This is a genomic window from Cytobacillus solani (assembly GCF_006704205.1).
In the GTDB taxonomy this organism is placed as follows: domain Bacteria; phylum Bacillota; class Bacilli; order Bacillales; family Cytobacillaceae; genus Cytobacillus; species Cytobacillus solani.
On the sequence record NZ_CP041305.1, the window covers coordinates 3,582,566 to 3,605,558 of the forward strand.

Genomic DNA, 22,993 nt, shown 5'->3' on the forward strand with positions numbered 1-22,993 from the left:
TTTTCGCCTTTTATTGTCATATCAATACTTGTCCTGCATAAAATTGTACAAACCAGTGAAGGAGACTGCAATGAAAAATATGAAAAAGCTGATAATCTTTCCCCTGATTGCTGCAATTCTAATCTCGTTTATTCCTCAGGTGGCACATGCTTCTTTTTCTGTTAGTGCACATAGTGCCATTTTAATGGAGCAAAGTTCTGGCCGGGTTTTATATGATAAAAATGCAAATAAGCCGATGAGAATTGCAAGTATTACAAAAATCATGACAGCTATTTTAGCTATTGAATCAGGAAAAATGGATGAATTGGTAAAGGTAAGTGAAAAGGCAGTCCGTGCTGAAGGCTCCTCCATTTATTTAGTTCCGGGTGAAAAAATAAAGCTGGAGGATTTAGTTTACGGTCTAATGCTCCGATCAGGCAATGACGCAGCTGTTGCTATTGCAGAGCATGTTGGTGGAAGCCTGGATGGTTTTGTTTATTTAATGAATCAGAAGGCAGAAGAAATTGGTATGAAGAATACTCATTTTGCCAATCCGCATGGGCTTGATGACCATGAAAATCATATGTCAACGGCATATGATATGGCACTTTTAACACGTTATGCAATGAATAATGATGATTATGAGAAAATTTCAGGCACGAAAGTCCATAGTGCACCACATCCAACAGAAGAGTGGGATCGGAAGTGGAAGAATAAAAATAGACTGCTAACAGAGCTTTACAAATATACAACAGGTGGAAAGACAGGCTTTACGAAACGTGCGAAGCGCACATTAGTAACGACAGCTGCAAAAGGGGAGCTGAACTTAATTGCTGTGACTCTAAATGGTCCGGATGATTGGAATGACCATATTCAAATGTATGAGTCAGGGTTTAATACTTATCGTTTAGTAGAGGTTTTGCCAAAGGGAAATATTGCCCAGGTGAAGGATAAATTTTATAAAAAGAAGGTATATGTTGAACATGGATTTGACTACCCAGTAACATCAAAAGAAAAGAAACAATTCAAAATTGAATATAAATTAATAAAGCCAGAAAAGGAATGGAAAGAGAATCCCCCTGAAATTGTTGGTCAAGTAACTGTTTATTTCAACAAACAGCAGGTGAAAAAGATGCCAATATATTACAAGCATGCTGATAATAAAGACAAGCAATCGTTTTTTGAGCAATTTAGAAATATATTTCTCGTGATGATTGGTGTGAAAAAAGATGGTTAATATTATATGGGTGTTCTTAACAGTCATAGGGATTATCTTTGCAATGGTTAATGGGACGATGGATCAAGTGAATGAAGCTATCTTTAATGGGGCAGCGGAAGCCGTTACTTTATGCATCGGATTAATCAGTGTTCTTGTTTTTTGGCTAGGAATGATGAAAATAGCCGAGGATGCTGGGCTATTAAAAAAACTGTCACTCTTATTTAGACCAATTGTGAAAAAGCTTTTTCCGGATGTACCGAATGATCATCCTGCAATGGGCTACATACTTTCCAATATGATGGCAAATATGTTTGGGCTTGGGAATGCAGCAACCCCGCTGGGAATTAAGGCGATGGAAGAACTGAAACGATTAAATGGCGGATTGGATGTAGCCAGCCGTTCGATGATCACCTTTCTGGCGATTAATACTTCAAGTATAACGCTAATACCAACGATGGTTATAGCCATACGGATGAAATATGAATCCGCATCTCCGACAGAGATTGTCGGTCCCACGTTAATTGCATCCTTCTGCTCTGCAATAGGCGCCATAATCATTGACCGATATTTTTATTATAGAAGAAAGAAAAAAGCGTAAACGCCTTGAATAGTCCCGACAAGTATAAGACAAGTCTCACTAAAAAGGTGTACTTTACCTTTCTGGGAGGGTTAGCTTGTGACTTCGAGGTCGACAAATACGCGACGTCCTCTTAAAAGCTTCACTTTTAGTCGTGCGATGCATTGCTGACGAAGCTTTCCTTGTCCTGTCGCATTGTCGAAACTAGGACGTCCTGTACGTCGGGGCTAGACAGCTTGCGCTTGGTGCAGAAAATTAACTCAAAAAGAGGTGGACATCATATAGATGAAAACTATCTAAAAGAGCGAGAAAAGGATGAAGTCGTATGCAAGTTGTATCGGTTATCTCCCTCTGGTTTATTCCTGTTCTAATTGGTTTTATATTAATATATGGGACGATAAAACGTGTGCCTACTTATGAAAGCTTTGTTGAAGGCGGAAAAGAAGGGATAAAAATCGCTGTCTCGATTATCCCTTTTCTTGTTGGAATGCTCGTGGCTATTTCCGTTTTTCGGGCTTCTGGAGCCCTGGAGTATTTCATGGAGTTTATTCGGCCAGTGCTGGAGGCAATCGGCATACCTCCTGATATTGTCCCGCTCGCCATCATTCGTCCGATTTCAGGTTCAGCCGCACTTGGAATAACAAGTGATCTTATAGCCGTTCATGGCCCAGATTCATTTATCGGAAGGTTAGCATCTGTTCTCCAAGGCAGCACAGACACAACTTTTTATGTTTTGACTGTTTATTTTGGTGCGGTTGGAATTAGGAAAATGGGAGACGCCTTAAAGGTCGGACTATTGGCAGATTTAATTGGAATCATCGCAGCAATCGTAGTTGTGACGCTAATTTTCGGCAGAATATGAAAGATACAAACAATCTAAAAACCCATCAAAGATACCTAAAACAATAGGTATTTTTTTTGCTTTATTATTTGAAAAAAGCGTCTACTTTGAAAAAAAGATGATTTATGTCATAATTCATAAGGATGGAAATAGGTATAATTCTTATTAAGTATTAGTCGGGGTGACATAAATGGAAAGATTGCAAAAGGTAATTGCTCATGCAGGATTTGCTTCACGCAGAAAAGCAGAGGAGCTTATCAAGGAAGGTCATGTAAGGGTTAATGGAAAAACTGTAAAGGAACTTGGTGTTAAGGTTTCATCTTCAGATCGAGTAGAAGTGAATGGCATTCCAGTTGAAAGGGAAGAACCCGTTTATTTTCTTCTATACAAACCAAGAGGTGTTATTTCAAGTGTAACGGATGATAAAGGGAGAAAAGTGGTAACTGACTTTTTTCAACAAATTGAGCAGCGAATTTATCCAGTAGGGCGTTTAGACTTTGATACTTCAGGCCTGCTTCTTTTAACAAATGATGGGGAGTTTGCGAATCTGCTCATGCACCCAAAGAATGAAATTGAAAAGGTGTATGTTGCAAAGGTGAAAGGAATTCCTTCAAGAGAGAAAATGAGAAGCCTTGAAAAAGGAGTTCGCCTGGAGGATGGGAAAACAGCTCCTGCAAAGACAAAAGTGCTTTCAATTGATAAGAAAAAGCAAACCGCAATCATTGAATTAACCATTCATGAGGGGCGAAATCGTCAAGTCAGAAGGATGCTCGAGGCAATCGGCCATCCAGTCATAAAATTAAAAAGAGAAAGATACGGCTTTTTAACACTGCAAGGGTTAAAAGCGGGAGAAGCAAGAGAATTAACAGCACATGAAGTCAAGCAATTACGCACGCTATCCAAATCATAAAATCTTTTGCTTATTTGTGTTAATTTTCGACCAATTAAGGGAAATTTCATAGAAAAGTCACAGTTACTTCAAATTGTAAACATTATTAGAATGTTGATAAATGGTATAATAAAAATCGGCTGTTTCGTTTTAAGACGCACAGTGTTTTTTAAAGGGGAGAGTGTGATGAAAAAGCGTCGTTTAGTGATAAGAACGATTATTTTGCTAATTTTGGGTGCAGCTGTCGCCTATACTTTGTATGCAAATTTCACAAAAGATGATATTAAAAAGGTTGTAATTGGAGAACAAGCACCTGATTTCGTTCTCGTCGATTTGAATGGAGAAGAGCATCGTCTCTCAGATTATAAAGGTCAGGGTGTCTTTCTTAATTTCTGGGGTACATATTGCAAGCCATGTGAAAAAGAAATGCCGTATATGGATAACCAGTACAAGCAATTTAAAGACAAAGGTGTACAAACTTTAGCTGTTAACGTAGGTGAGTCTGAGTTATCGGTTAGTAAATTTGCTGAAAGACATAAGTTAACTTTTCCAATTGTATTGGATAAAGACGGGCAAGTTCAGACTGCTTATAAAATTGGCGCACTTCCTGCAACATTTATGATTGATAAAGATGGAAAAGTTGTTAAATATCACACAGGTCAATTGACGGAAGAAATGATTAAAGAGTTAATGGAACAAGTTCAACCATAAGCTACGGGGAGTTTTTTAAATGAAACATGTAAAATGTGAATGCGGGCATGTGAATCCGCATGGAACCATTCTTTGTGAAGCATGTGGAAGAGTTCTTCAGGAATCGGAAAAAGATAAGAAACTTGTTGATATGCGCTATGAAGGCAGTGCACGTCGATCACAAACATACAACAAAACAATCATTGATAAAATTTGGAACTTTTTCTCATCTGTAAAAATTGGTGTTTGGCTGATAGTTATTACACTGATTGCTTCAGCACTCGGAACGATTTTACCGCAAGAAATGTACATACCTCCTGTTATGCCTGCTGCAGAGTATTATGAGGATCAGTATGGATGGATAGGGAAATTGTATTATGAACTTGGATTTCATAATTTGTATAGCTCATGGTGGTATCTTGTATTAATCGCATCAATTGGTATTTCCTTAGTCATATGCAGTCTTGACCGGATGATACCGTTATGGCGGGCTTTAAAAGCGCAACGTGTCGCAAGGCATGAAGGGTTTTTAAAACGCCAGCGAATCTTTGGCGTCTCAGAGGCTAGCAATCTTGATGTATCCTATGAAAAGATAAAAGAAAGATTAAAAGCAAAGAGATATAATATCCGAGAAGAAGATGGGAATATTCTTGCAGAAAAGGGCAGATTCTCTAGATGGGGTCCATATGTTAACCATATCGGTCTAATTATCTTCTTAATCGGCGGAATGCTTCGGTTTGTTCCAGGGATGTATATTGATGAAGTCCTTTGGGTTCGTGAGGGTGAAACAAAAGTTATTCCGGAAACAGACGGACAATACTATTTAAAGAATAATAAGTTTATTTTAGAAGTTTATGATAAGGATAAAGATAATAAAGCGTTTAGTAATGCAATTGAGGAAAAAGGGATGGTAGCTAAGAATTACCAATCAGATGTAACCCTATATAAAAAGAAGGGTGAAACGGTTGCAGGACAAGCACCAGAACTTGAGAAGGTAAAGGATTATTCGATTAAAGTAAATGAGCCGTTAAAGTTTGAAGGATATGCACTCTATCAAGTTAGTTATAAATTAGATGAATTAAATCAAATGACCTTTAGACTGAATAAAAAGGATTCAGAGGAATCGTTTGGCGAAATAAAAATTGATTTAAATGACCCGAAGGATCGCTATGATCTTGGCAATGGCTATGCAGTAGAAGTAGTAAGCTATTTTCCTGACTTTGAATTTGATGATAGCGGGGAGCCGATCACGAAATCAAAGGTTCCAAACAATCCCGCTTTTGTATTCAAAATGATTAGCCCTGATAAAAAAGATGGAGAAATCAGCTTCGTAGCGATTCAGCAAACGATCGAGCCATTTGGTGATAATGAATATAAAATGAATTTTGCTGGTATTGATACGAAACATGTTTCATCCATAACAGTTCGTAAAGATTTAACACTATGGATCATCGCTTTAGGCGGACTAATCTTTATGATAGGCGTTGCGCAAGGATCGTATTGGAATCATCGCCGTATCTGGCTTCGCAGAGTAAATGATGAAGTTTGGATTGCTGGACATACGAATAAAAACTGGCATGGATTAAAAAGAGAAATTCAGTCTGTACTAGAGGGTACTGGAATTGATGATCCTGAAGATCAAGTGCAGAAGGAAACTAAAGAATAAGGAGGGAAATCAGTGGTAAGTTTGAGTGGAAATTTATTATTTTCTTCGTTTATCCTGTATTTAATCGCCACTGTCTTTTTTGCTGGTTCGATTAAGGATAAAAAAGGAAAGATGAAAGAAAAAGGCCCAAATAAATGGGCGAAAATTGCTGTTTTTATAACAATTGTTGGATTCATTTGTCAATTAGGTTATTTTATTACTCGCTGGATTGTTGCTGGACATGCTCCAGTAAGTAATATGTTTGAATTTGGAACGTTTTTTGCATTATCATTAGTCGGTGCATTTATCGTTTTATACTATATGTATAAAACACCATTGCTCGGTGTATTCACCTTGCCTGTAGCACTCTTGCTAATCGCATTTTCAAGCATGTTTTCACGTGATATATCACCACTCATTCCTGCACTGCAAAGTCATTGGCTTTATATTCATGTAACAACGGCGGCAATGGGACAAGCAATTTTAGGAATGAGTTTTGCAGCAGGCTTAATTTATCTTGTAAAAGCAGTAGACCAATCAAAACCAAGTAAACGGACTTTTTGGCTAGAAACAATCATGTTTGGTCTCATTTGTACTCTTGGATTTGTACTTGTAACAACTACATTTTCATTATTAGATTATAAAGCTGAATTTAATTGGATTGATAAGAACGGACAACAGTTAAAACAAGAATATACGATGCCTGCGATCACTGGCCCGAATGAGGGCGAGTTATTAACAGCAGGAAAATTTGAGCCGCTTGTAGAAATGCCTGGCATTATTAATGCGAAAAAGCTGAATACCGTTATATGGTCCTTATTGTCAGGAACTATTATATACTTATTATTCAGGTTGATTATTCGTAAACGTGTAGGGGCTGTGTTGCAGCCAGTAGTGAAAAATATTAAACTAGATTTAGTAGACGAAATTGGCTACCGCTCAGTGTTAATTGGTTTCCCAGTATTTACCTTGGGGGCATTAATATTTGCCATGATTTGGGCCCAAATTGCTTGGACACGATTTTGGGGCTGGGACCCGAAAGAAGTTTGGGCACTCATCACCTTCCTATTCTATGCAGCTTTCCTGCACTTACGATTATCAAAAGGGTGGCATGGCGAAAAGTCTGCTTGGCTAGCTGTTATTGGATTTGTCATTATTATGTTTAACTTTGTAGCAGTAAATCTTGTTATTGCTGGTCTGCATTCCTATGCAGGTTAATCAAGCAGTAATATATTTTCGAAAAAGAAAGAGTATCGACTTAAATTAGGGAAAAAGCCTTCACTTCACGTTAGTGAAGGCTTCTTTTAAAAGATATTTTGGGGGATATATGAAAAGAGGGGGATATGAGTTATGGACAAAGACGTTAGGATTTTAGTAGTGGATGATGAGGAAAGGATTCGACGTTTATTAAAAATGTACCTAGAGAGGGAAAACTATTTCATAGACGAAGCTGAGGATGGGAATGAAGCGGTAGCAAAGGCATTAGGAAATGAGTATGATGTCATTCTGCTCGATTTAATGATGCCCGGGAAAGATGGAATCGAAGTATGCCGTGAAGTAAGAGAGAAAAAAGCTACGCCAATTATCATGTTAACAGCCAAAGGGGAGGAAGTTAACAGAGTACAAGGTTTTGAGGTTGGCACTGATGATTATATTGTGAAGCCGTTTAGTCCAAGAGAAGTTGTTTTGCGTGTAAAGGCATTGCTGCGCCGTTCATCAAAAACATCTTTCATTCAAACAGAAACGACTGCGAAAGATGTCATTGTCTTTCCTCATTTAACAATTGATCATGATGCGCATCGTGTATTAGCGGATGGAAAAGAAGTAAGTCTTACTCCGAAAGAATATGAACTGCTTTATTTCTTAGCAAAATCTCCTGATAAAGTTTTCGATCGGGAACAATTGCTTAAAGAAGTGTGGCATTATGAGTTTTTTGGTGACTTAAGAACGGTCGATACACATGTAAAGCGCTTGCGTGAAAAGTTAAATAAAGTGTCAGAACAAGCGGCAAAAATGATTGTAACTGTTTGGGGAGTCGGCTATAAGTTTGAGGTTATTAATGAATGATGCTGTGGCGCAGTGTTGTAGGTAAACTGTGGATTACCACACTTTTGCTCGTATCTTTTGTGTTATTTATTTTAACGATTATGCTCCTTGAGTTCTTTGAAAATTATCATATCAACGAAACAGAAAAAGGGCTTACAGATACTGCGCAAAAAATTGCTCGGATTCTGGAGGAACATGAGAAAGAAATCGGGCTGGAAATTGCGTGGGAATTAGTTGATGACTTTACAAAAATTGTTATCATTCACAAAGAAAATGAATACAATTATTCACCTAATAAAAACCAATCATTTCAGTTGCCTTTGTCGTACTTAACGGAAGATAAAGATTTACAAAAGGTATTTACCGAAAAGAAAACAGTACAGAAGATTTCCCCCTTTTCTATAAAAGAGGAAATGGATAATGATAAGACGAAAATATTAATTATTGGTGTGCCTTTAAAGGAAACAGATAATGAAAATGGTGCTGTTTTTATATACCAGTCATTAGAGGTTATGCAGGAAACAACTCGGACGACAACGAAATTTATTTTTCTTGCTGCGGGTGTAGCCATTATTTTAACAACTATTTTTGCCTTTTTCTTATCCACTCGTATTACTGCTCCACTTCGTAAAATGAGAGAGGCTGCATTTGAAGTGGCAAGGGGGAAATTTGATACGAAAATCCCTTTAACCTCTCATGACGAGATTGGTGAATTGGCGATTGCCTTTAACCAAATGGGGAAACAGCTGAAATTTAATATGAATGCTTTAAGTCAGGAAAAAGAGCAATTTGCCAGTATTTTAAGTGGGATGGCAGATGGTGTCATTACGTTTAATAGAGATGGTACGATTTTAATCACTAACCCTCCTGCAGATCGCTTTTTGCATAATTGGTATTATGAACAAGAGGAAGGCAATGCAGATACAGCGGCTGTTCCTTCAAAAGTAATGGAGCTTTTCCAACAGGCTGTTAATACAGAAAAAGAACAAGTTGGTGAAATCTCTATTCAGGGAAGGTTCTGGGTGATGATTGTAAGTCCACTCTATAATAATAAATATATTCGTGGTGCGGTAGCTGTTATCCGTGATATGACAGAAGAAAGACAGCTGGATAAGCTTAGGCAGGATTTTATCGCAAATGTTTCGCATGAACTTCGGACACCCATTTCAATGATGCAAGGGTATAGCGAAGCCATTGTAGATGATATAGCTGGAACTGATGACGAAAAGAAAGAGATGGCTCGAGTCATTTATGATGAATCCTTAAGAATGGGCAGGCTTGTCAATGAATTGCTAGATCTTGCTAGAATGGAAGCTGGTCATATCCAATTAACAATTGAAGAGATTGAAGTTCATTCTTATTTTCAAAAAATTATTCGGAAGTTTCAAGGACTTGCAAAAGACAAGGGGATTATGCTGGAGCAGGAACTTGAAGGAACTGAAGCTTGGTTTAAATTTGATCCTGATCGATTAGATCAAGTATTAACCAACCTAATTGATAACGCGATTCGCCATACACCTGAAAATGGATTTGTAAAGGTCTCCGAACAAATGGATGAACGCGGCTTGATCATAGAGGTGAAAGATTCGGGTTCAGGTATTCCAGAGGAAGATTTGCCTTTTGTTTTTGAACGGTTTTATAAAGCAGACAAAGCGAGAACAAGAGGACGATCAGGAACAGGATTAGGACTGGCCATTGCCAAAAATATTGTCAATGCACATAAAGGTCAAATTACCGTACAAAGCAAGCTTGGTCAAGGAACGACATTTTCTATCCTTATTCCTCGAAAAAACGAATAATATTGTAGACCATGCCGATTGTTCTTGATTCACGGGAAACAATAGAAAAGCGGAAGCGCCTTGATCATCGCCGTACAAACTGGAAGGGCCTGTTCTTTCGATAAAGGAAACACAATGAGTGATAGCGAATTGATGTTGACTTATCGTAGGGAGGGGACCTGAAGTTTGGTAGGCGATAGGCGCTGTAGCTAGACAATTCTCGTCTTTTTAAAACAAATGAATCATGAACAAATGCAAAAGGAAGGATTCCTGAGAAAATCCTTCCTTTTTTGTATAGAAAATACTATATTTAAAGGTGTAACTTTTTCATTTTTTTATTCGACTAAATTAATGAACGGGGAGGGGAATCGATGGACTCCGTTTTTGATGAATTATATAGAAAATATCATCATGACGTTTTTCAATTTCTTTTTTATATGGTCAAAAACAAAGAACAGGCTGAAGACCTTGTACAAGAGGTATATATAAGAGTATTAAAATCGTATGAAAGATTTGAAGGAAAAAGCAGTGAAAAGACATGGCTTTTTTCGATTGCCCGTAATGTGGCAATTGATTCTTTTCGTAAACAAAAAGGGTGGAAGCAAAGAATTTTAGAAAAGTTTGATTGGTCTACCTCTCAGGTTAAGGATGATCAGCCCATACCTGAAGATATCGCGGTACAAAATGAGGAGATTCAACAAATATACAAGTGTTTGGATCAGTGTACGGTTGATCAGCGGCTTGTCATCGTTATGAGGTATATTCATGAGTTTTCAATCTTAGAAACCGCGGAAAGCTTAGGCTGGACGGAAAGTAAGGTAAAGACGACTCAGCACAGAGCATTAAAAATTTTAAAGAAACAGATGGAAGAAATGATTGGAAAGGAGGGGATGGAAAGTGAAAAAATCAGAATGGAGCGATGAACAGCTTAAAGAATTATTAAGCCAAATGCCAAAAATTAAAGATGAACGTGATCCTCGTGAGATATACCAAAATATTACCATTCGGATGAATAAGCGAAAACAACGAACATGGATCATGCCTTCTGCAGCAGCTGCTTTAGCCGCCGTTCTATTTTTTATTCTTGTCCCTAACCTTTTTAATTGGCAGAGCTCAGAAGAACAGGTGGCAGATCTTGCAAATCAATCGGAATCCTCTCAAAAAATTTCAATGAAGGAAAATGCTGATTTACAAGAAACAGAGGAAAAAGTAAGCATTGAAGAAGAAAATGCGATCCCGTATACGGCAGAGCAGAACCCTGAAGTGCAAGACAAGATGGAAATCAGATCATTGGACATGGAAGATCTAACAACGGCTGTATATGAAGAGGATATTGGCGGGATGGAAGTACTGACTTATGCGATCCCTGATGAAAAGGCAATGATGGCGGTACCAGTTAGTGTACTAGTAGCAAAGGAAGAAGATAAAACCAAATTTGATCTTTTTGAAGAAAATATGATGAATTTAAATGAAAAAGAGTGGGGACTGAAGGATTATTTCCCATTAAAAGCAGAATTTATGCTTGATGAGCAAAGCAAAGTACTAACAGTCGATTTTCCTGTCGACCATCCATACGGAGACGGTTCAGCAGCTGAAACGGTTTTTAATGTAGCGCTTAGCTACACGCTGTCCGCTTTAGATATTAGTGAAATTAAGTTTACAACAGATGGGAAGCCTGGGATGGACCTTGGGAATAGTGGCGTTATAGAAGAATTTATACCTGAATATGGAAATCATGCGTATTATTTTTATTATCCGAATGAGACGGTAAAAAAGCCTTATATTGTTCCGTATGGAGAAAAGTTTAGTTCAATCAGCGAAGCATTAGCGGCTATGAAAGAAAACCAGGAAAAAGCAAAATTATTTGCTTCAATACCTGATGATATAAATTTTGAAACAGAGGTAAACCAGGAAGAAAAGAAGTTAACCATTCACTTTGGAGAAGGTTCCGTCATTAATAACGATGAGTCTACATTGCATACAATCGAGGCCATTCTTTTAACAGCTAAAGACTTTAATTACCAGGCAGTAAAAATGGAGAATGCGAAAGTAGAGATGGTAGGCAGATTTAATTTAACCGAGGAAATTAAAGTACCGGTTGCAGCAAATAAGCGCAGCTTACCATAAGTAAAGCGGAAGCGACTTCGTAACAAATAAAAACAGTTTGGTAAAGAACAAAAGAAGATGAGCCAATGGCTTGTCTTCTTTTTATGTAATAAACATAAGATCCACATCATATGGTGAATATGGCAGGAATTAAAGAAAGAAGAGGAGCGGGGAGCAAGGTGGATTACATCAAACGTTTTATTATTGCAATTATAATGGTACTCTGTGTCAGCCTATTATTTCTTGGCGGAAAAAATACACGGGCACATCACGCAGAAGCAATAGACACACCAGTGGAGTTATCTCAATTTATTTCATAGAATCTATGATTTGCTAGTCTGTAGCCTTCAAAGTATAATAGGTAAAAATTAGGGAGGCGAAAAGGTGCTTACAGATTATCATAATCATTTGGAAATGGGTACTTTGAGTTTAGACTATTTACGGCAGTTTACAGATATGGCAAAACAAAAAGGAATAAATAGCTTTGGTATTTCAGAGCATGCCTATCATTTTTATCAGACAGCAGACATTTTGCAGAATCCATGGGTAAATGAGAGACGTTATTATGATATGAAGGATTATATAAGTCTATTTCAAGAAGCATGGACAAAAGAGATAGATGTAAAAATGTCGATCGAAATGGATTACACTCCAGGGAAGCATGAGGAAATGAAGCAATTCATTCAAGCCTATTCCTTTGATTATGTAATAGGCTCGATCCACTGGATAGGCGATTTTGGCATTGACTTAGCAGAGTATAAACATGAATGGGAAAAAAGGGATATTTACGAAATTTACAAGCAGTATTTTGACCAGGTTGTTACCCTGGCCCAGTCCAATTTGTTTGATATTATTGGACATATTGATTTAGTAAAAATCTTTAAATATGTACCGGAAAATGAGGAGTTTCTTTTAGAACAGTATGAGCGTGCTACAGATGCTTTAGCCGAATCAAAGACATGTGTGGAAATAAGCACAGCAGGCATAAGAAAACCGGTGGGAGAGCTATACCCAGATAAACGGCTATTAGAAAAATGTTTTGCGAAAAATATCCCAATCGTATTGTCATCAGATGCTCATTTCCCGGAGCATGTGGGTGCGGACTTTGATCAAGCAATAACTTTGGCAAAAGAAGTTGGATATACATCAATCATGACTTTTTCAAAAGGAGAACGACAAACATACCCACTAGGTTAATAAAATAAGAAAAGCGCAAGCGCCTTGATCATCGCCGTACAAACTGGAAGGGACAACGACAGCGATAAAGGAAACACGGTAAGTGAGCGAACCGATGTTGACGCAATCGTTGCGGAGGAGACCTGAAGTTTGATAGGCGATAGGACGCTTGCGCTAGACAATTTCCTTTTTCCAAAGTTATCCACAACATTCGATTTTATTATTTCCTAGACTACAAGAAAGGGAGGACTCCACTTGCGAGTCATCCCTTTCTTGTTTAATCAGATACTGTTATTCGATTGATTGAAATAATATCATCAAGCTTTGTTAGTAATGCGAATGTGTCGTCCTCCAATGGCTTATCAAAAGAAAGCACCATGATGGCCTCACCGCCTGCCTCTTTTCTTCCTACCTGCATTGTCGCGATATTAATGGAATAATCCCCTAGTATTCTTCCAACACGTCCAATGACACCAGGGCGATCCATATGCTGAATGTAAAGGAGGTTTCCTTCTGGGAGAAAATCAATATTAAATCCATTTAGATAAACAATACGAGGCCCGTAATGCTCAATATATGTTCCTCTGATTGTAAATGAAGTTTCTTCACCCTTAGCAGTTACAGTAATGCAGTTAGCATAGCCATAAGAATCAGCAGATATTTTTTCTCCAACGGTGATGCCACGTTCTTTGGCTGTCAGCAGGGCATTTACTTCGTTAACATTAACAGCGATTCTATTTTTAAAGAATCCTGCTAATGTTGCTTTCGTCAAATAGGAAGTTTCTAATTCGGCAACAGTTCCTGAATATGTAATCGATAGTTCACGAATCCCTTCTTTTATGCATTGAGATATAATATAACCCATTTGTTTGGACATTTGATGAAATGGACGAATTTTCTCAAAAATATCTTTTGAGATTGCCGGTAGATTGATAGAGTTTGAGACTGGATTATTTTCTAAAAATAATCGCACTTCCCTTGCCACTTGGGTAGCCACATTTAGCTGTGCTTCTTTTGTTGAAGCGCCTAGATGAGGAGTGGCAATCACATTATCGAATTTAAACAGTGGATTTTCACCTGGAGGCTCCGTTTCAAAGACGTCAAGAGCAGCACCGGCTACATGTCCAATCCCAATATACTTAGCAAGTGCTTGTTCATCAATAATGCCTCCGCGGGCGCAATTAAGAAAGAAAACCCCTTTCTTCGTTTTGCTTAAAGCTTGTTCATTAATCATGCCTTTTGTTTCTGCAGTGAGTGGGGTATGGACAGTTATAATGTCCGAGTCCTGTAATACTGAATCAATGGGACAAGACTCAACTCCTAGCTTTGCTGCGCGGTCTTTTGTTAAAAATGGATCAAATACTTTAATCATCATGCCAAATGCTTTTGATCGCTTAGCAAGTTCTGTACCAATCCTACCCATCCCGATAATACCTAATGTTTTTCCAAAGAGCTCTGTTCCAAGATAGTTATTTCGCTTCCATTCTAAATTTTTGACTGTTTGATGGGCTTGGGGAATATTTCTCATCATGGAGGCCATCATGGCAAAGGTGTGTTCGGCGGTAGAAATTGTATTGCCATCAGGTGCATTAATGACAACGATGCCTTTGCGTGTGGCTGCATCAACTTCAATATTATCAACTCCTACACCAGCACGGGCGATAATTTTTAAATTCGGCATCTTGTTTAATAATTCATCGTTAACCTTAGTTGCACTTCTTACAAGTAAGGCATCAATGACCTCTAGGCTAACTTCTGGATCTGAGGCTTTTTTTTGAATAATCGTAGCATTATCCATTTCTAATAACGGTTGTAAACCTTCTTCGCTAATTGCATCAGCAATTAAAATAGTAAACATGTAAACACCTCGAATGGAAATAATATTCAGATAATTTTACAAGACAGACAGACATCTGTCAATTCACTAAGCATACTTATTTCGTTTGGAAGCGCTTTAATATTATAAAGTTAATAAATTGTCATTTTATAGCCTGAATGGTGGCAAAGTTAAAGCCTTCCCTTTTTATTTTTTTTCGAGTATAATAATATTTGTAAAAAATTATACGGTCTATCTTCGGGGCAGGGTGAAATTCCCGACCGGCGGTGATGAGTATTATTTACTCTAAGCCCGCGAGCCTATAATAGCTAAAGCATAATTCAATGAAACCTTAGCAGCAAAATGCTGATGTGATCTTTGGATGTTCTAGCTTGGGGCAGGATTTGGTGCGAATCCAAAGCCGACAGTACAGTCTGGATGGGAGAAGATGGAGGTTCTGCAGACGTTCAAAAAATGCAGGTTATTTGAACGTTTATTTAGTGAGCCTTTGTAATCTCCCTCAAGCGATGTGCTTGAGGGTTTTCTTTTGCTTAGGCTTTATAATACTGCTGAACCTTTCTTCTTTAGGAGAGATAGTCCTAACAAGGAGAGAGGAACATGAAAAAACTTACGGTTAAAGCTTTAGTTGGAATTGGGATGCTCAGCAGCATTTCGTACATTTTGATGCTATTAAATTTCCCATTGCCGCCATTTCCAAATTTTCTAATGATTGACTTTAGCGATATACCTGCATTGATTGCTGCGTTAATCTTTGGTCCAGTGGCTGGGATTTTAGTGGAATTGATTAAGAACATATTAGATTACTTTATGACTGGAAGTGCAACTGGTGTGCCAGTAGGCCATATTGCAAACTTTGTGGCGGGTATCCTATTTATATTACCGACATACTTCGTGTATAAGAAATTAAAAACAAAAAAAAGTATGACAGTTGGATTAGTAATTGGCACCTTTATCATGGCTGTGATCATGAGTGTATTAAATTACTTTATCATTTATCCGGCATATACCCTCTTTTTGAATATGCCAGCAATGTCTGCTCCAGAAATACGTACAGTCGTTGTAACGGCTATCTTGCCTTTTAATATTATCAAGGGGTTATTAATTACTCTTGTATTTATGCTATTATTTACACGCATGAGTCCTTGGATTAACAAGCAAGGTTCATATAAGAATGCGATCTAATATAAAAAAGAAAGCAACGGCCTGCACCGTTGCTTTTTCTTTATATTAAAAAACTCCCTTTTAATAAAAAAAGGGAGCAGTAGCGTTCACTATAAAAGAAAACTATTCGAATTTAAGTGGATCTCCATCGAATGAATCATCAGCAACTTTAATGGAATCAGTTGGGCAGCCTTCGAAAGCATCCATCATATCGTCGATTAATACATCTGGAATTTCAACAATTCCTTGGTTATCATCTAGTGTAACGAACGCAATGCCTTCGTCATCGTAATCATAAATGTCTGGTGCTGCAGCTCCACATGCCCCACATGCGATACATGTTTCTTTGTCAACAATTGTATACTTTGCCATGAAAAAACCTCCCAAAATTTAAAACAAATATTCTGATATTTTTTGAAGATTAAAACGTATTCCTCATACCTATTGTAAAACTGAATGGTCAACATTTCAATAGAAAAAGTATTGAGAATGCTTATCACAACAAGTTTGAGCGATTTCCTATAAAAGTGAGATTAAATCAGACTCAAAATTTTTATTCATGATAAAATGTAAGATGATAGAAAGTTCCTATCATAAAAAGAATAAATTTCCAAAGAAAAATAGAATTATTTTAATTATGGATATGTTTGTTTCAGTAAATCTAAGGCTGTGTGATATGATGAAAAATTCTTATCTTTCTATGATTGTTTTATACTGTTTACATAAAATAAATGGGGAGCGGACCATTTATTCCATTCTTCATCTATTGAATGGAAAGAAATCATCGCAAACTATTCAGGATGCTCACATTTTTAATTTAACGACATTTTTTAGTACGTTCCCATTACTAAAAAGAGCAGAATTAGACATGTACATTGACATTTTGAACAAACAAGGATTCGTTTCAACAAATGCGGAGCAGAGCTATTGTGTGACGTCCGTGGGTTTAAAGCAGCTTGAAGAGTACTTCAAACCAAATCCTATTCCCGCCAATTTGAATGGCTGGAAATTTCATAACTTAACAGATCTTTTTTGGGAAAGGCTTTCACTAGCTATCCAAGTAATCTCCCATCTGAAAAATCGCAATTCTAAATATTTGCCCATTCAAAAGAGCAAGGAACATCATAAGTGGCTAAAGGGTTACTTATATAAATGTAAGCTTAGCAAGGATGAACTAGCTGAGAAGTTATATGATGAACTTGTGGCATGCCTGGAAACAATGGACGGTCTAGATCCGTCTATATTTGTGAAGAGAGTAACAGGCTATCAAATAATTGGATTAACTGAAGCACAGGCTGCTGATCAATTTGACATGGATGAAGAAGCTTATCATATACAATTCCTTAGTATACTTCATTATATGCTGGAAAAAGTCGGAACGAAACAAGGCGATTTTCCGCTTCTTAGCTGTATGATTGAGGACAAAAAAAGGGCCACGCCACTCACAGAGTCAAGTAATCGAACGTTTAATCTATTACAGATGGGATACAGACTTGAAGAAATTGCCCAAATGCGGAAATTGAAAAAGAACACGATTGAGGATCATCTCGTCGAAATCGCCTTGAATATTCCTAATTTTGATATCTCAGCCTTTGTAAATATAGACAAGCAAAAGGAAATAAAAATGGCAATCAACTCAGTATCATCAAAACAGCTTAAACATATTCGAGAATTAGTTCCAGATGTAGACTATTTTGAAATCCGTTTAGTTTTAGCAAAAGGCGGTGAAAAGAAATGAAGCTGGAGGAGCATTTGAAAAAGTATTTTAACTACACGACTTTTAGAACTGGACAAAAAGAAGTGATTTCCTCCATTTTAGAAGGGAATCATACGATAGCGATGCTCCCCACTGGAACGGGAAAATCATTATGCTATCAGTTGTCAGGTTATTTGTTAAAAGGACAGGTTATCATTATTTCTCCACTTTTATCTTTAATGCAGGATCAGACGGAGCAGTTAATGATGAACGGGGAAAAGAGAGTAATAGCATTCAATTCTTTTTTAACGCCACAGGAGAGAAAACAAGCCTTATCTCAATTGAATACGTATAAATTTATCTTTCTTTCTCCAGAAATGCTGAAATCTGATTTTATCTTGAATAGACTGAGGGAGCTTCAAATCGCACTTTTCGTTATTGACGAAGCACACTGTATTTCTCAGTGGGGGTACGATTTTAGACCTGATTATTTAAAGCTTGGGGATTTCAGGCGGAAATTAGGAAATCCGTTAACCCTTGCGTTAACTGCAACGGCAACACCTGAAGTAAAGGAAGAATTAATTTCTTCACTAAGCTTGAAAAATTGGAATGAATATATATATTCAGTAGACCGCCCGAATATTGTATTAGCTGTTGAGGTCATTGACTCCTATCATGATAAATCTGATCGATTAGTGGAGCTGGTACAAAACCTTGAAGGTCCAGGGATTGTATATTTTTCCAGTAAAAAAATGGCTGAAAAGATGACAATTCACTTAAAGCAAAATGGGATCGATCGGGTGATGGCGTATCATGGAGGGATGGAACAAGAAAATAGGGTTCTTATTCAACAGCAATTTCTTCATGACCAGCTGGATGTCATTTGTGCTACTAGTGCATTTGGGATGGGGATTAATAAAGAAAATATTCGTTATGTGATCCATTTTCATATGCCGCTCCAGCTCGAATCCTATTTGCAGGAAATTGGGAGAGCAGGCAGGGATGGAATGAAAAGCATTGCCCTCCTTCTATATTCTCCAGGAGATGAGCAGCTGCCATTTCAGCTTGCAGAGGGAGAACTGCCAAGTGAGGCACAGCTTGATTTTGTCTATCATTTACTTGAAGAAAAAAATAATTCAATTAATGATTTAGGTGAACTTGAAAATGAACTGATAAGTCTTTCCGGCTTAACAGAGGTCCAGTGGAGGGTAGTAGCAGATTATTTATTTGGGAACACTAAAGAGCCTATGCAGCAAAGGTATGTACAATTAAAAGTCTTCATTAACGAGCGTTTACAGGTGAAGAGGAAAAAAATTAACGATATGCTTATATGGACACAAGCACAATTAAATGGCTGCAGAAGAAAAAATATCTTGAAGTATTTTAAAGAAGACAAGACAATAGAGATAGATGATTGCTGCGATCAATGTGGAATTGATTTAACTGTTTTTTATCCGAAAACAAAAAATCATAAAACTGCTGATAATTTTTTTGATTGGAAAAAACATCTGGCAAAAATTCTTTTAGTAAGTGAGCGAGGCTGATGAAGAACAATTATGCTGATATGATTAAGGAAATTTCTACTAAACAGCTATTATTTCATCTCTATTTTACCCAATTGATCCTATTAACGATTTCACTTATTTTAGGTATCATTTTATTTGATAGTCTTTCAGAGTTTTTGAACCTGTTTCAATGGACTGATTATCGGATATTTTTAATTGGGGGAGTGGCTGGATTAGCAGTGGTCTTACTTGACCTTATTTTAATGAGAATCCTGCCGGCATCTTATTATGATGATGGGGGATTAAATGAGAGAATCTTTCGTAACCGAAATATCATACACATAGCATTCATTGCAGCAGTAGTTGCCTTCTGCGAGGAAGTATTATTTCGGGGCATTATCCAGACGCATGTCGGATTAGTATTCTCTAGTATAATTTTTGCTATCGTTCATTATCGCTATTTATTTAACTGGTTTTTATTTGTAAATATTATTGTTTTAAGCTTTTTTATTGGTTATCTTTTTTTACTAACGGGGAATTTATGGGTAACCATTTTTATGCATTTTATTATAGATTTTTTACTTGGTATACTTATAAGGAACCGTAATAACAAACAGGAAGGGATGTTCAATGAATAGAGAAGATCCTTACAGAGATCAAGCTGAACGGCTTAGGAAGAAAATTGAGAAAAATTTAGATAATGAAAATGAACCGGTTAAAGAAAAATTGCCGCCGAGGAGCAGGCTTCACCACCAGAAAAAAAAGAAAAATAAATGGAAAATAAAGTATCCTGTCATTAGTTTACTTGCTTTATTTTTTATCTTGCTGCCAATAGCGGTTTTAAGTATTTATCATTCTTTGAATGGTGATAGCCCGAGAAGTTCTGAAAAGGCGAGCACAGCGAATTCAGGGTTTGAAACGGTAGGCTACGAAAATAAAAAAGACAAAGAGACAGTGATAGAAGTAAAAGAAGATACCCCGAATACAAAAGATGACGCAGCTAAAAATAATAATCAGGCAGATTCTGATTCTTCTATCCCAACTCCAAGGGATCCAGTTAATGGCGACGAAAATGATAAAGGTTTGACGGAAACCTCAAAAGAATCCGAAAATCAATCAAATCAAGAACTGCCAAAAGAACAAGAAGAACAAAAAGAGGAAGTAGCAGTCATTTATCATACAGTTAAGTCAAATGAAAATCTGTTTCGTATTGCTTTGAAATATTACCAATCTCAAGATGGCGTTGAAATTATAAGAAAGGCGAATAATTTAAACGGTACCGACATTCATGTAGGTCAAGTATTAACGATTCCCAAGAAGTAATTTCATCTTCCTTAATCATATACCTGCGTACAAGCTCATATAGTAGGAGTATAGTGAGCTGTATGGGTATACGAGGAGGGGGAAAATGGAATCATCGATTAAAATGCTTGATGAAAGAACGGATCAAGCAACAAGAAAAATGCTTCAAAAGGTAGTAGAAAGAAAAAGAAAGTTTGATAATTTTAAGCGCCGACATTTATATGTTATGTGGGCAACGGTTTTTATAACCTTCTTCTACTTACTTTATATTAATCAAACCGTGATTGAACCGTATTCCTACTCCTTTGCTGCCATGTTTTCTGCTTATGTGAATAATTCAGCTAATTTATATTTAATTGTTTTTACAGTTGGATTGTATGGGTTAATGAATTTATTAAAAGCCAAAAGAGAAAAAGCAGAGAAAGAATACCATGCATTAAGATGTGAAATCATTGATAAAAGCAAGGATCTCTGGAAGAAGGAAGAGGAATGGAAAAACAGGCATCTTGTTTTTGACATGATGAAAGCAAATTATGATATTAATCTTTTTCATGAAAATAAATAAACTAGAAAAGAAGCATGGTGAATTGCTTCTTTTCCAGTCTATTAAAATATTCTCTTTTTACCTTGTTCATCTTTCAGGATTTCAACGGCCTCTCTAAAGCGCTGGGAATGTATAATCTCTCGTTCTCTTAAAAAGCGTAAACTATCATTTAAATCTGTATCGTCACTCATATTGATAATCCATTGATAGGTAGCTCGAGCCTTTTCTTCCGCAGCAATATCCTCGTATAAATCCGCGATCGGATCTCCTTTTGCTTGAATATACGTAGCAGTCCAAGGGACACCGCCCGCATTTTCATAGTAAAGGGCGTTATCGTGATTTGCGTAATGTGCACCTAACCCTGCGGCCTTCATTTGTTCTGGTGTTGCATCTTTAGTTAGCTTGAATACCATTGTGGCAATCATCTCTAAATGTGCAAACTCTTCTGTTCCGATATCTGTTAAAAGTCCTATCACCTTATCTGGAATCGTATACCTTTGGTTTAAATATCTTAATGCAGCTGAAAGTTCTCCGTCCGCTCCGCCGTATTGTTCAATCAAAAATTTTGCAAGCATCGGGTTACAAGTACTGACTCGAACAGGATATTGTAATTTCTTTTCGTAGACCCACATAGAACCCCTCCTTCATTCTTTCTAATAATACTTTCAAAATCTGCTATCTTACTGCCCGAACCGAATCCTTCCTCCAGTCCTTAAACTTGCCATGGCCATGGGGCATCGTCCCAATTCCAAGGGGTACCTGAATAGCTGTGGCCGAAGTGCATTAGTGGACCGTACCTGCTTTCATATGCTTTCCTTAACTTTTTCCGCTCACTGACATAATGGTTAAATTGCTTTATTGCCTCTTCATCTCCATTATGTGTGTCAAGGTATAAATTTAGTTCAACTAATACGAAGTCTACTGCCTGAAGCTGTTCTAAAAGCTGATAATATTCTGCTGGCAGCTGTTTCATGAGCGTCCCTCCTTTACCTTCTCATATGGACTGAAATATGGATCATAGAATGGTTTCCATAGAGTTCCTGCTCTGAGAGCCTCCATGGGGCTGAATTGAGGAAGATTAGGAGGCTGAAAACCCATATAAAGATTGGGGGGAGTGGAGTAGGTTTTTACTTTAATGGGTGGGCAAGGATCGAAAGGACTAATATATGGGTAGTAAGCTTTAGTAGGTGTAAACATGTAATCCCTCCTTTGTAAGTAGGTCATTCAATCATATGAATAAAATTTTGCTTTCATGTTAAATTTTAAGAAGGGTTTTGCTGTTTCGTGTGGAATAATAAATTTGTAGCTGTAAATAATACTTTGAGGTGATAAATATGTTTGTGAAAAGCGTCATGATTCCAAAGTTTAAGAGTTATACGATTGATCACGACAAGACAATTAAGGAGGCCCTTGAAAAATTAGAAGAACATCAAATTGATGGGTTACCAGTTTTAGATGGGGATTCCTATGTTGGAATTGTTACACGATACGGAATTTATGAAAATTATTTTAAAGCTGAACAAACGAAGGAAGATTATTTACAGAATACACAAGTGAAGCAAATTGCAACTCATAAAGAACATTATTTACGTGGGGATGAAATATTTGAACATACCCTTATTGATTTGAAAGATTTCCCATTGCTTGCTGTGTTGGATGACAGTCTTAAGTTCTTGGGGGTCGTGACACGTTATGACGTTCTTGCACAATTTCAATCTGCTTTTGGAATGAATAAGCCAGGCATTCGAATTGCTTTTACTTCATCTGAAACAGAGGGAAGACTGGCACGTTTAGCAGATATCTCCCAGCAGTTCCACGAACAAATTATCTCTCTCGTTACTTTTGATGAAACGGATCGACTTATTCGAAGAATCGTCATGAAAATCGAGAAGAAAGACAACATTGACAAGTTTATTGAAAAGCTTGAAGGATCAGGTTTTCGTGTTCTTGATGTAAAGGAAAGCTAGCATTAAAGAGGAATAATGGGCACCCCCTCTCACAC

At 37.3% G+C, this 22,993-nt stretch carries 25 protein-coding genes and 1 riboswitch; of the genes, 20 read left to right on the forward strand and 5 right to left on the reverse strand.

From position 1 onward, the window contains the following. The first annotated feature begins 70 nt into the window (after positions 1 to 70). The 13 genes from FI644_RS17925 (at position 71) to FI644_RS17985 (ending at position 12,967) form a co-directional block, all read left to right on the forward strand. Positions 71 to 1,216, forward strand: coding sequence for a D-alanyl-D-alanine carboxypeptidase family protein (locus FI644_RS17925; RefSeq protein ID WP_053476860.1), 1,146 nt, complete (start codon positions 71 to 73; stop codon positions 1,214 to 1,216). Continuing rightward, entirely contained in the window at positions 1,209 to 1,796 is a 588-nt protein-coding gene (locus FI644_RS17930; protein WP_053476859.1) for a nucleoside recognition domain-containing protein, read from the forward strand. Before FI644_RS17925 ends, FI644_RS17930 begins: the two co-directional genes overlap by 8 nt. A gap of 304 nt (positions 1,797 to 2,100) precedes the next feature. Beyond that, on the forward strand, positions 2,101 to 2,637 hold the full coding sequence (locus FI644_RS17935) for a spore maturation protein (RefSeq protein WP_053476858.1): 537 nt from the start codon (positions 2,101 to 2,103) through the stop codon (positions 2,635 to 2,637). A gap of 169 nt (positions 2,638 to 2,806) precedes the next feature. After that, positions 2,807 to 3,526 carry a 23S rRNA pseudouridine(2605) synthase RluB gene (gene rluB, locus FI644_RS17940; RefSeq protein ID WP_053476857.1) on the forward strand — a complete coding sequence of 240 codons (720 nt, stop codon included), beginning with the start codon at positions 2,807 to 2,809 and terminating at the stop codon, positions 3,524 to 3,526. A gap of 165 nt (positions 3,527 to 3,691) precedes the next feature. Continuing rightward, entirely contained in the window at positions 3,692 to 4,216 is a 525-nt protein-coding gene (gene resA, locus FI644_RS17945; protein ID WP_053476856.1) for a thiol-disulfide oxidoreductase ResA, read from the forward strand. A gap of 19 nt (positions 4,217 to 4,235) precedes the next feature. Beyond that, positions 4,236 to 5,861: a cytochrome c biogenesis protein ResB gene (resB, locus tag FI644_RS17950; RefSeq protein ID WP_142108683.1), complete on the forward strand. Its 1,626-nt coding sequence runs from the start codon at positions 4,236 to 4,238 to the stop codon at positions 5,859 to 5,861. A 12-nt stretch (positions 5,862 to 5,873) separates the two neighbouring features. Continuing rightward, positions 5,874 to 7,058 (forward strand): c-type cytochrome biogenesis protein CcsB, encoded by a 1,185-nt coding sequence (gene ccsB, locus FI644_RS17955; protein WP_053476854.1) that lies wholly within the window; start codon positions 5,874 to 5,876, stop codon positions 7,056 to 7,058. A gap of 132 nt (positions 7,059 to 7,190) precedes the next feature. After that, positions 7,191 to 7,907 (forward strand): response regulator transcription factor, encoded by a 717-nt coding sequence (locus tag FI644_RS17960; RefSeq protein WP_053476853.1) that lies wholly within the window; start codon positions 7,191 to 7,193, stop codon positions 7,905 to 7,907. Continuing rightward, positions 7,904 to 9,685 carry an ATP-binding protein gene (locus FI644_RS17965; protein WP_053476852.1) on the forward strand — a complete coding sequence of 594 codons (1,782 nt, stop codon included), beginning with the start codon at positions 7,904 to 7,906 and terminating at the stop codon, positions 9,683 to 9,685. The genes FI644_RS17960 and FI644_RS17965 overlap by 4 nt, the downstream gene beginning before the upstream one ends. Positions 9,686 to 10,035: 350 nt before the next feature. Further along, positions 10,036 to 10,587 carry an RNA polymerase sigma factor SigX gene (gene sigX, locus FI644_RS17970; RefSeq protein ID WP_142108684.1) on the forward strand — a complete coding sequence of 184 codons (552 nt, stop codon included), beginning with the start codon at positions 10,036 to 10,038 and terminating at the stop codon, positions 10,585 to 10,587. Beyond that, positions 10,562 to 11,791 carry an RsiX family anti-sigma factor gene (locus FI644_RS17975; protein ID WP_053476850.1) on the forward strand — a complete coding sequence of 410 codons (1,230 nt, stop codon included), beginning with the start codon at positions 10,562 to 10,564 and terminating at the stop codon, positions 11,789 to 11,791. Before sigX ends, FI644_RS17975 begins: the two co-directional genes overlap by 26 nt. 119 nt (positions 11,792 to 11,910) lie before the next feature. Further along, a complete protein-coding gene (locus FI644_RS17980) occupies positions 11,911 to 12,090 on the forward strand; it encodes a hypothetical protein (protein ID WP_056685453.1) in 180 nt (59 codons plus the stop codon). Positions 12,091 to 12,154: 64 nt separating this feature from the next. After that, positions 12,155 to 12,967: a histidinol-phosphatase gene (locus FI644_RS17985; protein ID WP_053476848.1), complete on the forward strand. Its 813-nt coding sequence runs from the start codon at positions 12,155 to 12,157 to the stop codon at positions 12,965 to 12,967. 256 nt (positions 12,968 to 13,223) lie between these two features. Here the strand turns inward: FI644_RS17985 and serA are convergent, their stop codons facing one another. Continuing rightward, positions 13,224 to 14,804, reverse strand: a complete 1,581-nt coding sequence (gene serA / locus FI644_RS17990) for a phosphoglycerate dehydrogenase (RefSeq protein ID WP_142108685.1) — start codon at positions 14,802 to 14,804, stop codon at positions 13,224 to 13,226. 208 nt (positions 14,805 to 15,012) lie between these two features. Beyond that, positions 15,013 to 15,216: riboswitch (FMN riboswitch) on the forward strand. 164 nt (positions 15,217 to 15,380) lie between these two features. On the opposite strand from serA, the gene FI644_RS17995 reads away from it, so the two are divergent. Next, entirely contained in the window at positions 15,381 to 15,965 is a 585-nt protein-coding gene (locus FI644_RS17995; RefSeq protein WP_053476846.1) for an ECF transporter S component, read from the forward strand. A 102-nt stretch (positions 15,966 to 16,067) separates the two neighbouring features. On the opposite strand, the gene FI644_RS18000 is transcribed toward FI644_RS17995, so the two are convergent. Continuing rightward, positions 16,068 to 16,316, reverse strand: coding sequence for a ferredoxin (locus tag FI644_RS18000; RefSeq protein WP_053476845.1), 249 nt, complete (start codon positions 16,314 to 16,316; stop codon positions 16,068 to 16,070). Between the two features lie 304 nt (positions 16,317 to 16,620). Between FI644_RS18000 and FI644_RS18005 the strand changes: the two genes are divergently transcribed. The 5 genes from FI644_RS18005 to FI644_RS18025 all read left to right on the forward strand — a co-directional run bounded on the left by FI644_RS18005 (position 16,621) and on the right by FI644_RS18025 (position 21,012). Next, entirely contained in the window at positions 16,621 to 17,682 is a 1,062-nt protein-coding gene (locus FI644_RS18005; RefSeq protein WP_246066966.1) for a YpbB family protein, read from the forward strand. Further along, positions 17,679 to 19,184: a RecQ family ATP-dependent DNA helicase gene (locus tag FI644_RS18010; protein ID WP_056685447.1), complete on the forward strand. Its 1,506-nt coding sequence runs from the start codon at positions 17,679 to 17,681 to the stop codon at positions 19,182 to 19,184. Before FI644_RS18005 ends, FI644_RS18010 begins: the two co-directional genes overlap by 4 nt. Continuing rightward, positions 19,184 to 19,783 (forward strand): CPBP family intramembrane glutamic endopeptidase, encoded by a 600-nt coding sequence (locus FI644_RS18015; RefSeq protein ID WP_142108686.1) that lies wholly within the window; start codon positions 19,184 to 19,186, stop codon positions 19,781 to 19,783. Before FI644_RS18010 ends, FI644_RS18015 begins: the two co-directional genes overlap by 1 nt. Continuing rightward, positions 19,776 to 20,468, forward strand: a complete 693-nt coding sequence (locus FI644_RS18020) for a LysM peptidoglycan-binding domain-containing protein (RefSeq protein WP_142108687.1) — start codon at positions 19,776 to 19,778, stop codon at positions 20,466 to 20,468. Before FI644_RS18015 ends, FI644_RS18020 begins: the two co-directional genes overlap by 8 nt. A gap of 85 nt (positions 20,469 to 20,553) precedes the next feature. Next, complete coding sequence (locus FI644_RS18025; RefSeq protein WP_053476841.1) at positions 20,554 to 21,012, forward strand: YpbF family protein; 459 nt, start codon at positions 20,554 to 20,556, stop codon at positions 21,010 to 21,012. A 41-nt stretch (positions 21,013 to 21,053) separates the two neighbouring features. Here FI644_RS18025 and FI644_RS18030 read toward each other — a convergent pair whose 3' ends face one another. The 3 genes from FI644_RS18030 to FI644_RS18040 all read right to left on the reverse strand — a co-directional run bounded on the left by FI644_RS18030 (position 21,054) and on the right by FI644_RS18040 (position 22,188). Beyond that, the gene (locus FI644_RS18030) at positions 21,054 to 21,623 is read right to left on the reverse strand and encodes a manganese catalase family protein (protein ID WP_053476840.1); all 570 of its coding nucleotides are present in this window, start codon (positions 21,621 to 21,623) and stop codon (positions 21,054 to 21,056) included. 80 nt (positions 21,624 to 21,703) lie between these two features. After that, positions 21,704 to 21,964 (reverse strand): spore coat protein CotJB, encoded by a 261-nt coding sequence (locus FI644_RS18035; protein WP_053476839.1) that lies wholly within the window; start codon positions 21,962 to 21,964, stop codon positions 21,704 to 21,706. Next, positions 21,961 to 22,188 carry a spore coat associated protein CotJA gene (locus FI644_RS18040; protein WP_053476838.1) on the reverse strand — a complete coding sequence of 76 codons (228 nt, stop codon included), beginning with the start codon at positions 22,186 to 22,188 and terminating at the stop codon, positions 21,961 to 21,963. The genes FI644_RS18035 and FI644_RS18040 overlap by 4 nt, the downstream gene beginning before the upstream one ends. 137 nt (positions 22,189 to 22,325) lie before the next feature. Here FI644_RS18040 and FI644_RS18045 point away from each other — a divergent pair, with 137 nt between their 5' ends. Beyond that, entirely contained in the window at positions 22,326 to 22,958 is a 633-nt protein-coding gene (locus FI644_RS18045) for a CBS domain-containing protein (RefSeq protein ID WP_053476837.1), read from the forward strand. Positions 22,959 to 22,993: the final 35 nt, after the last annotated feature.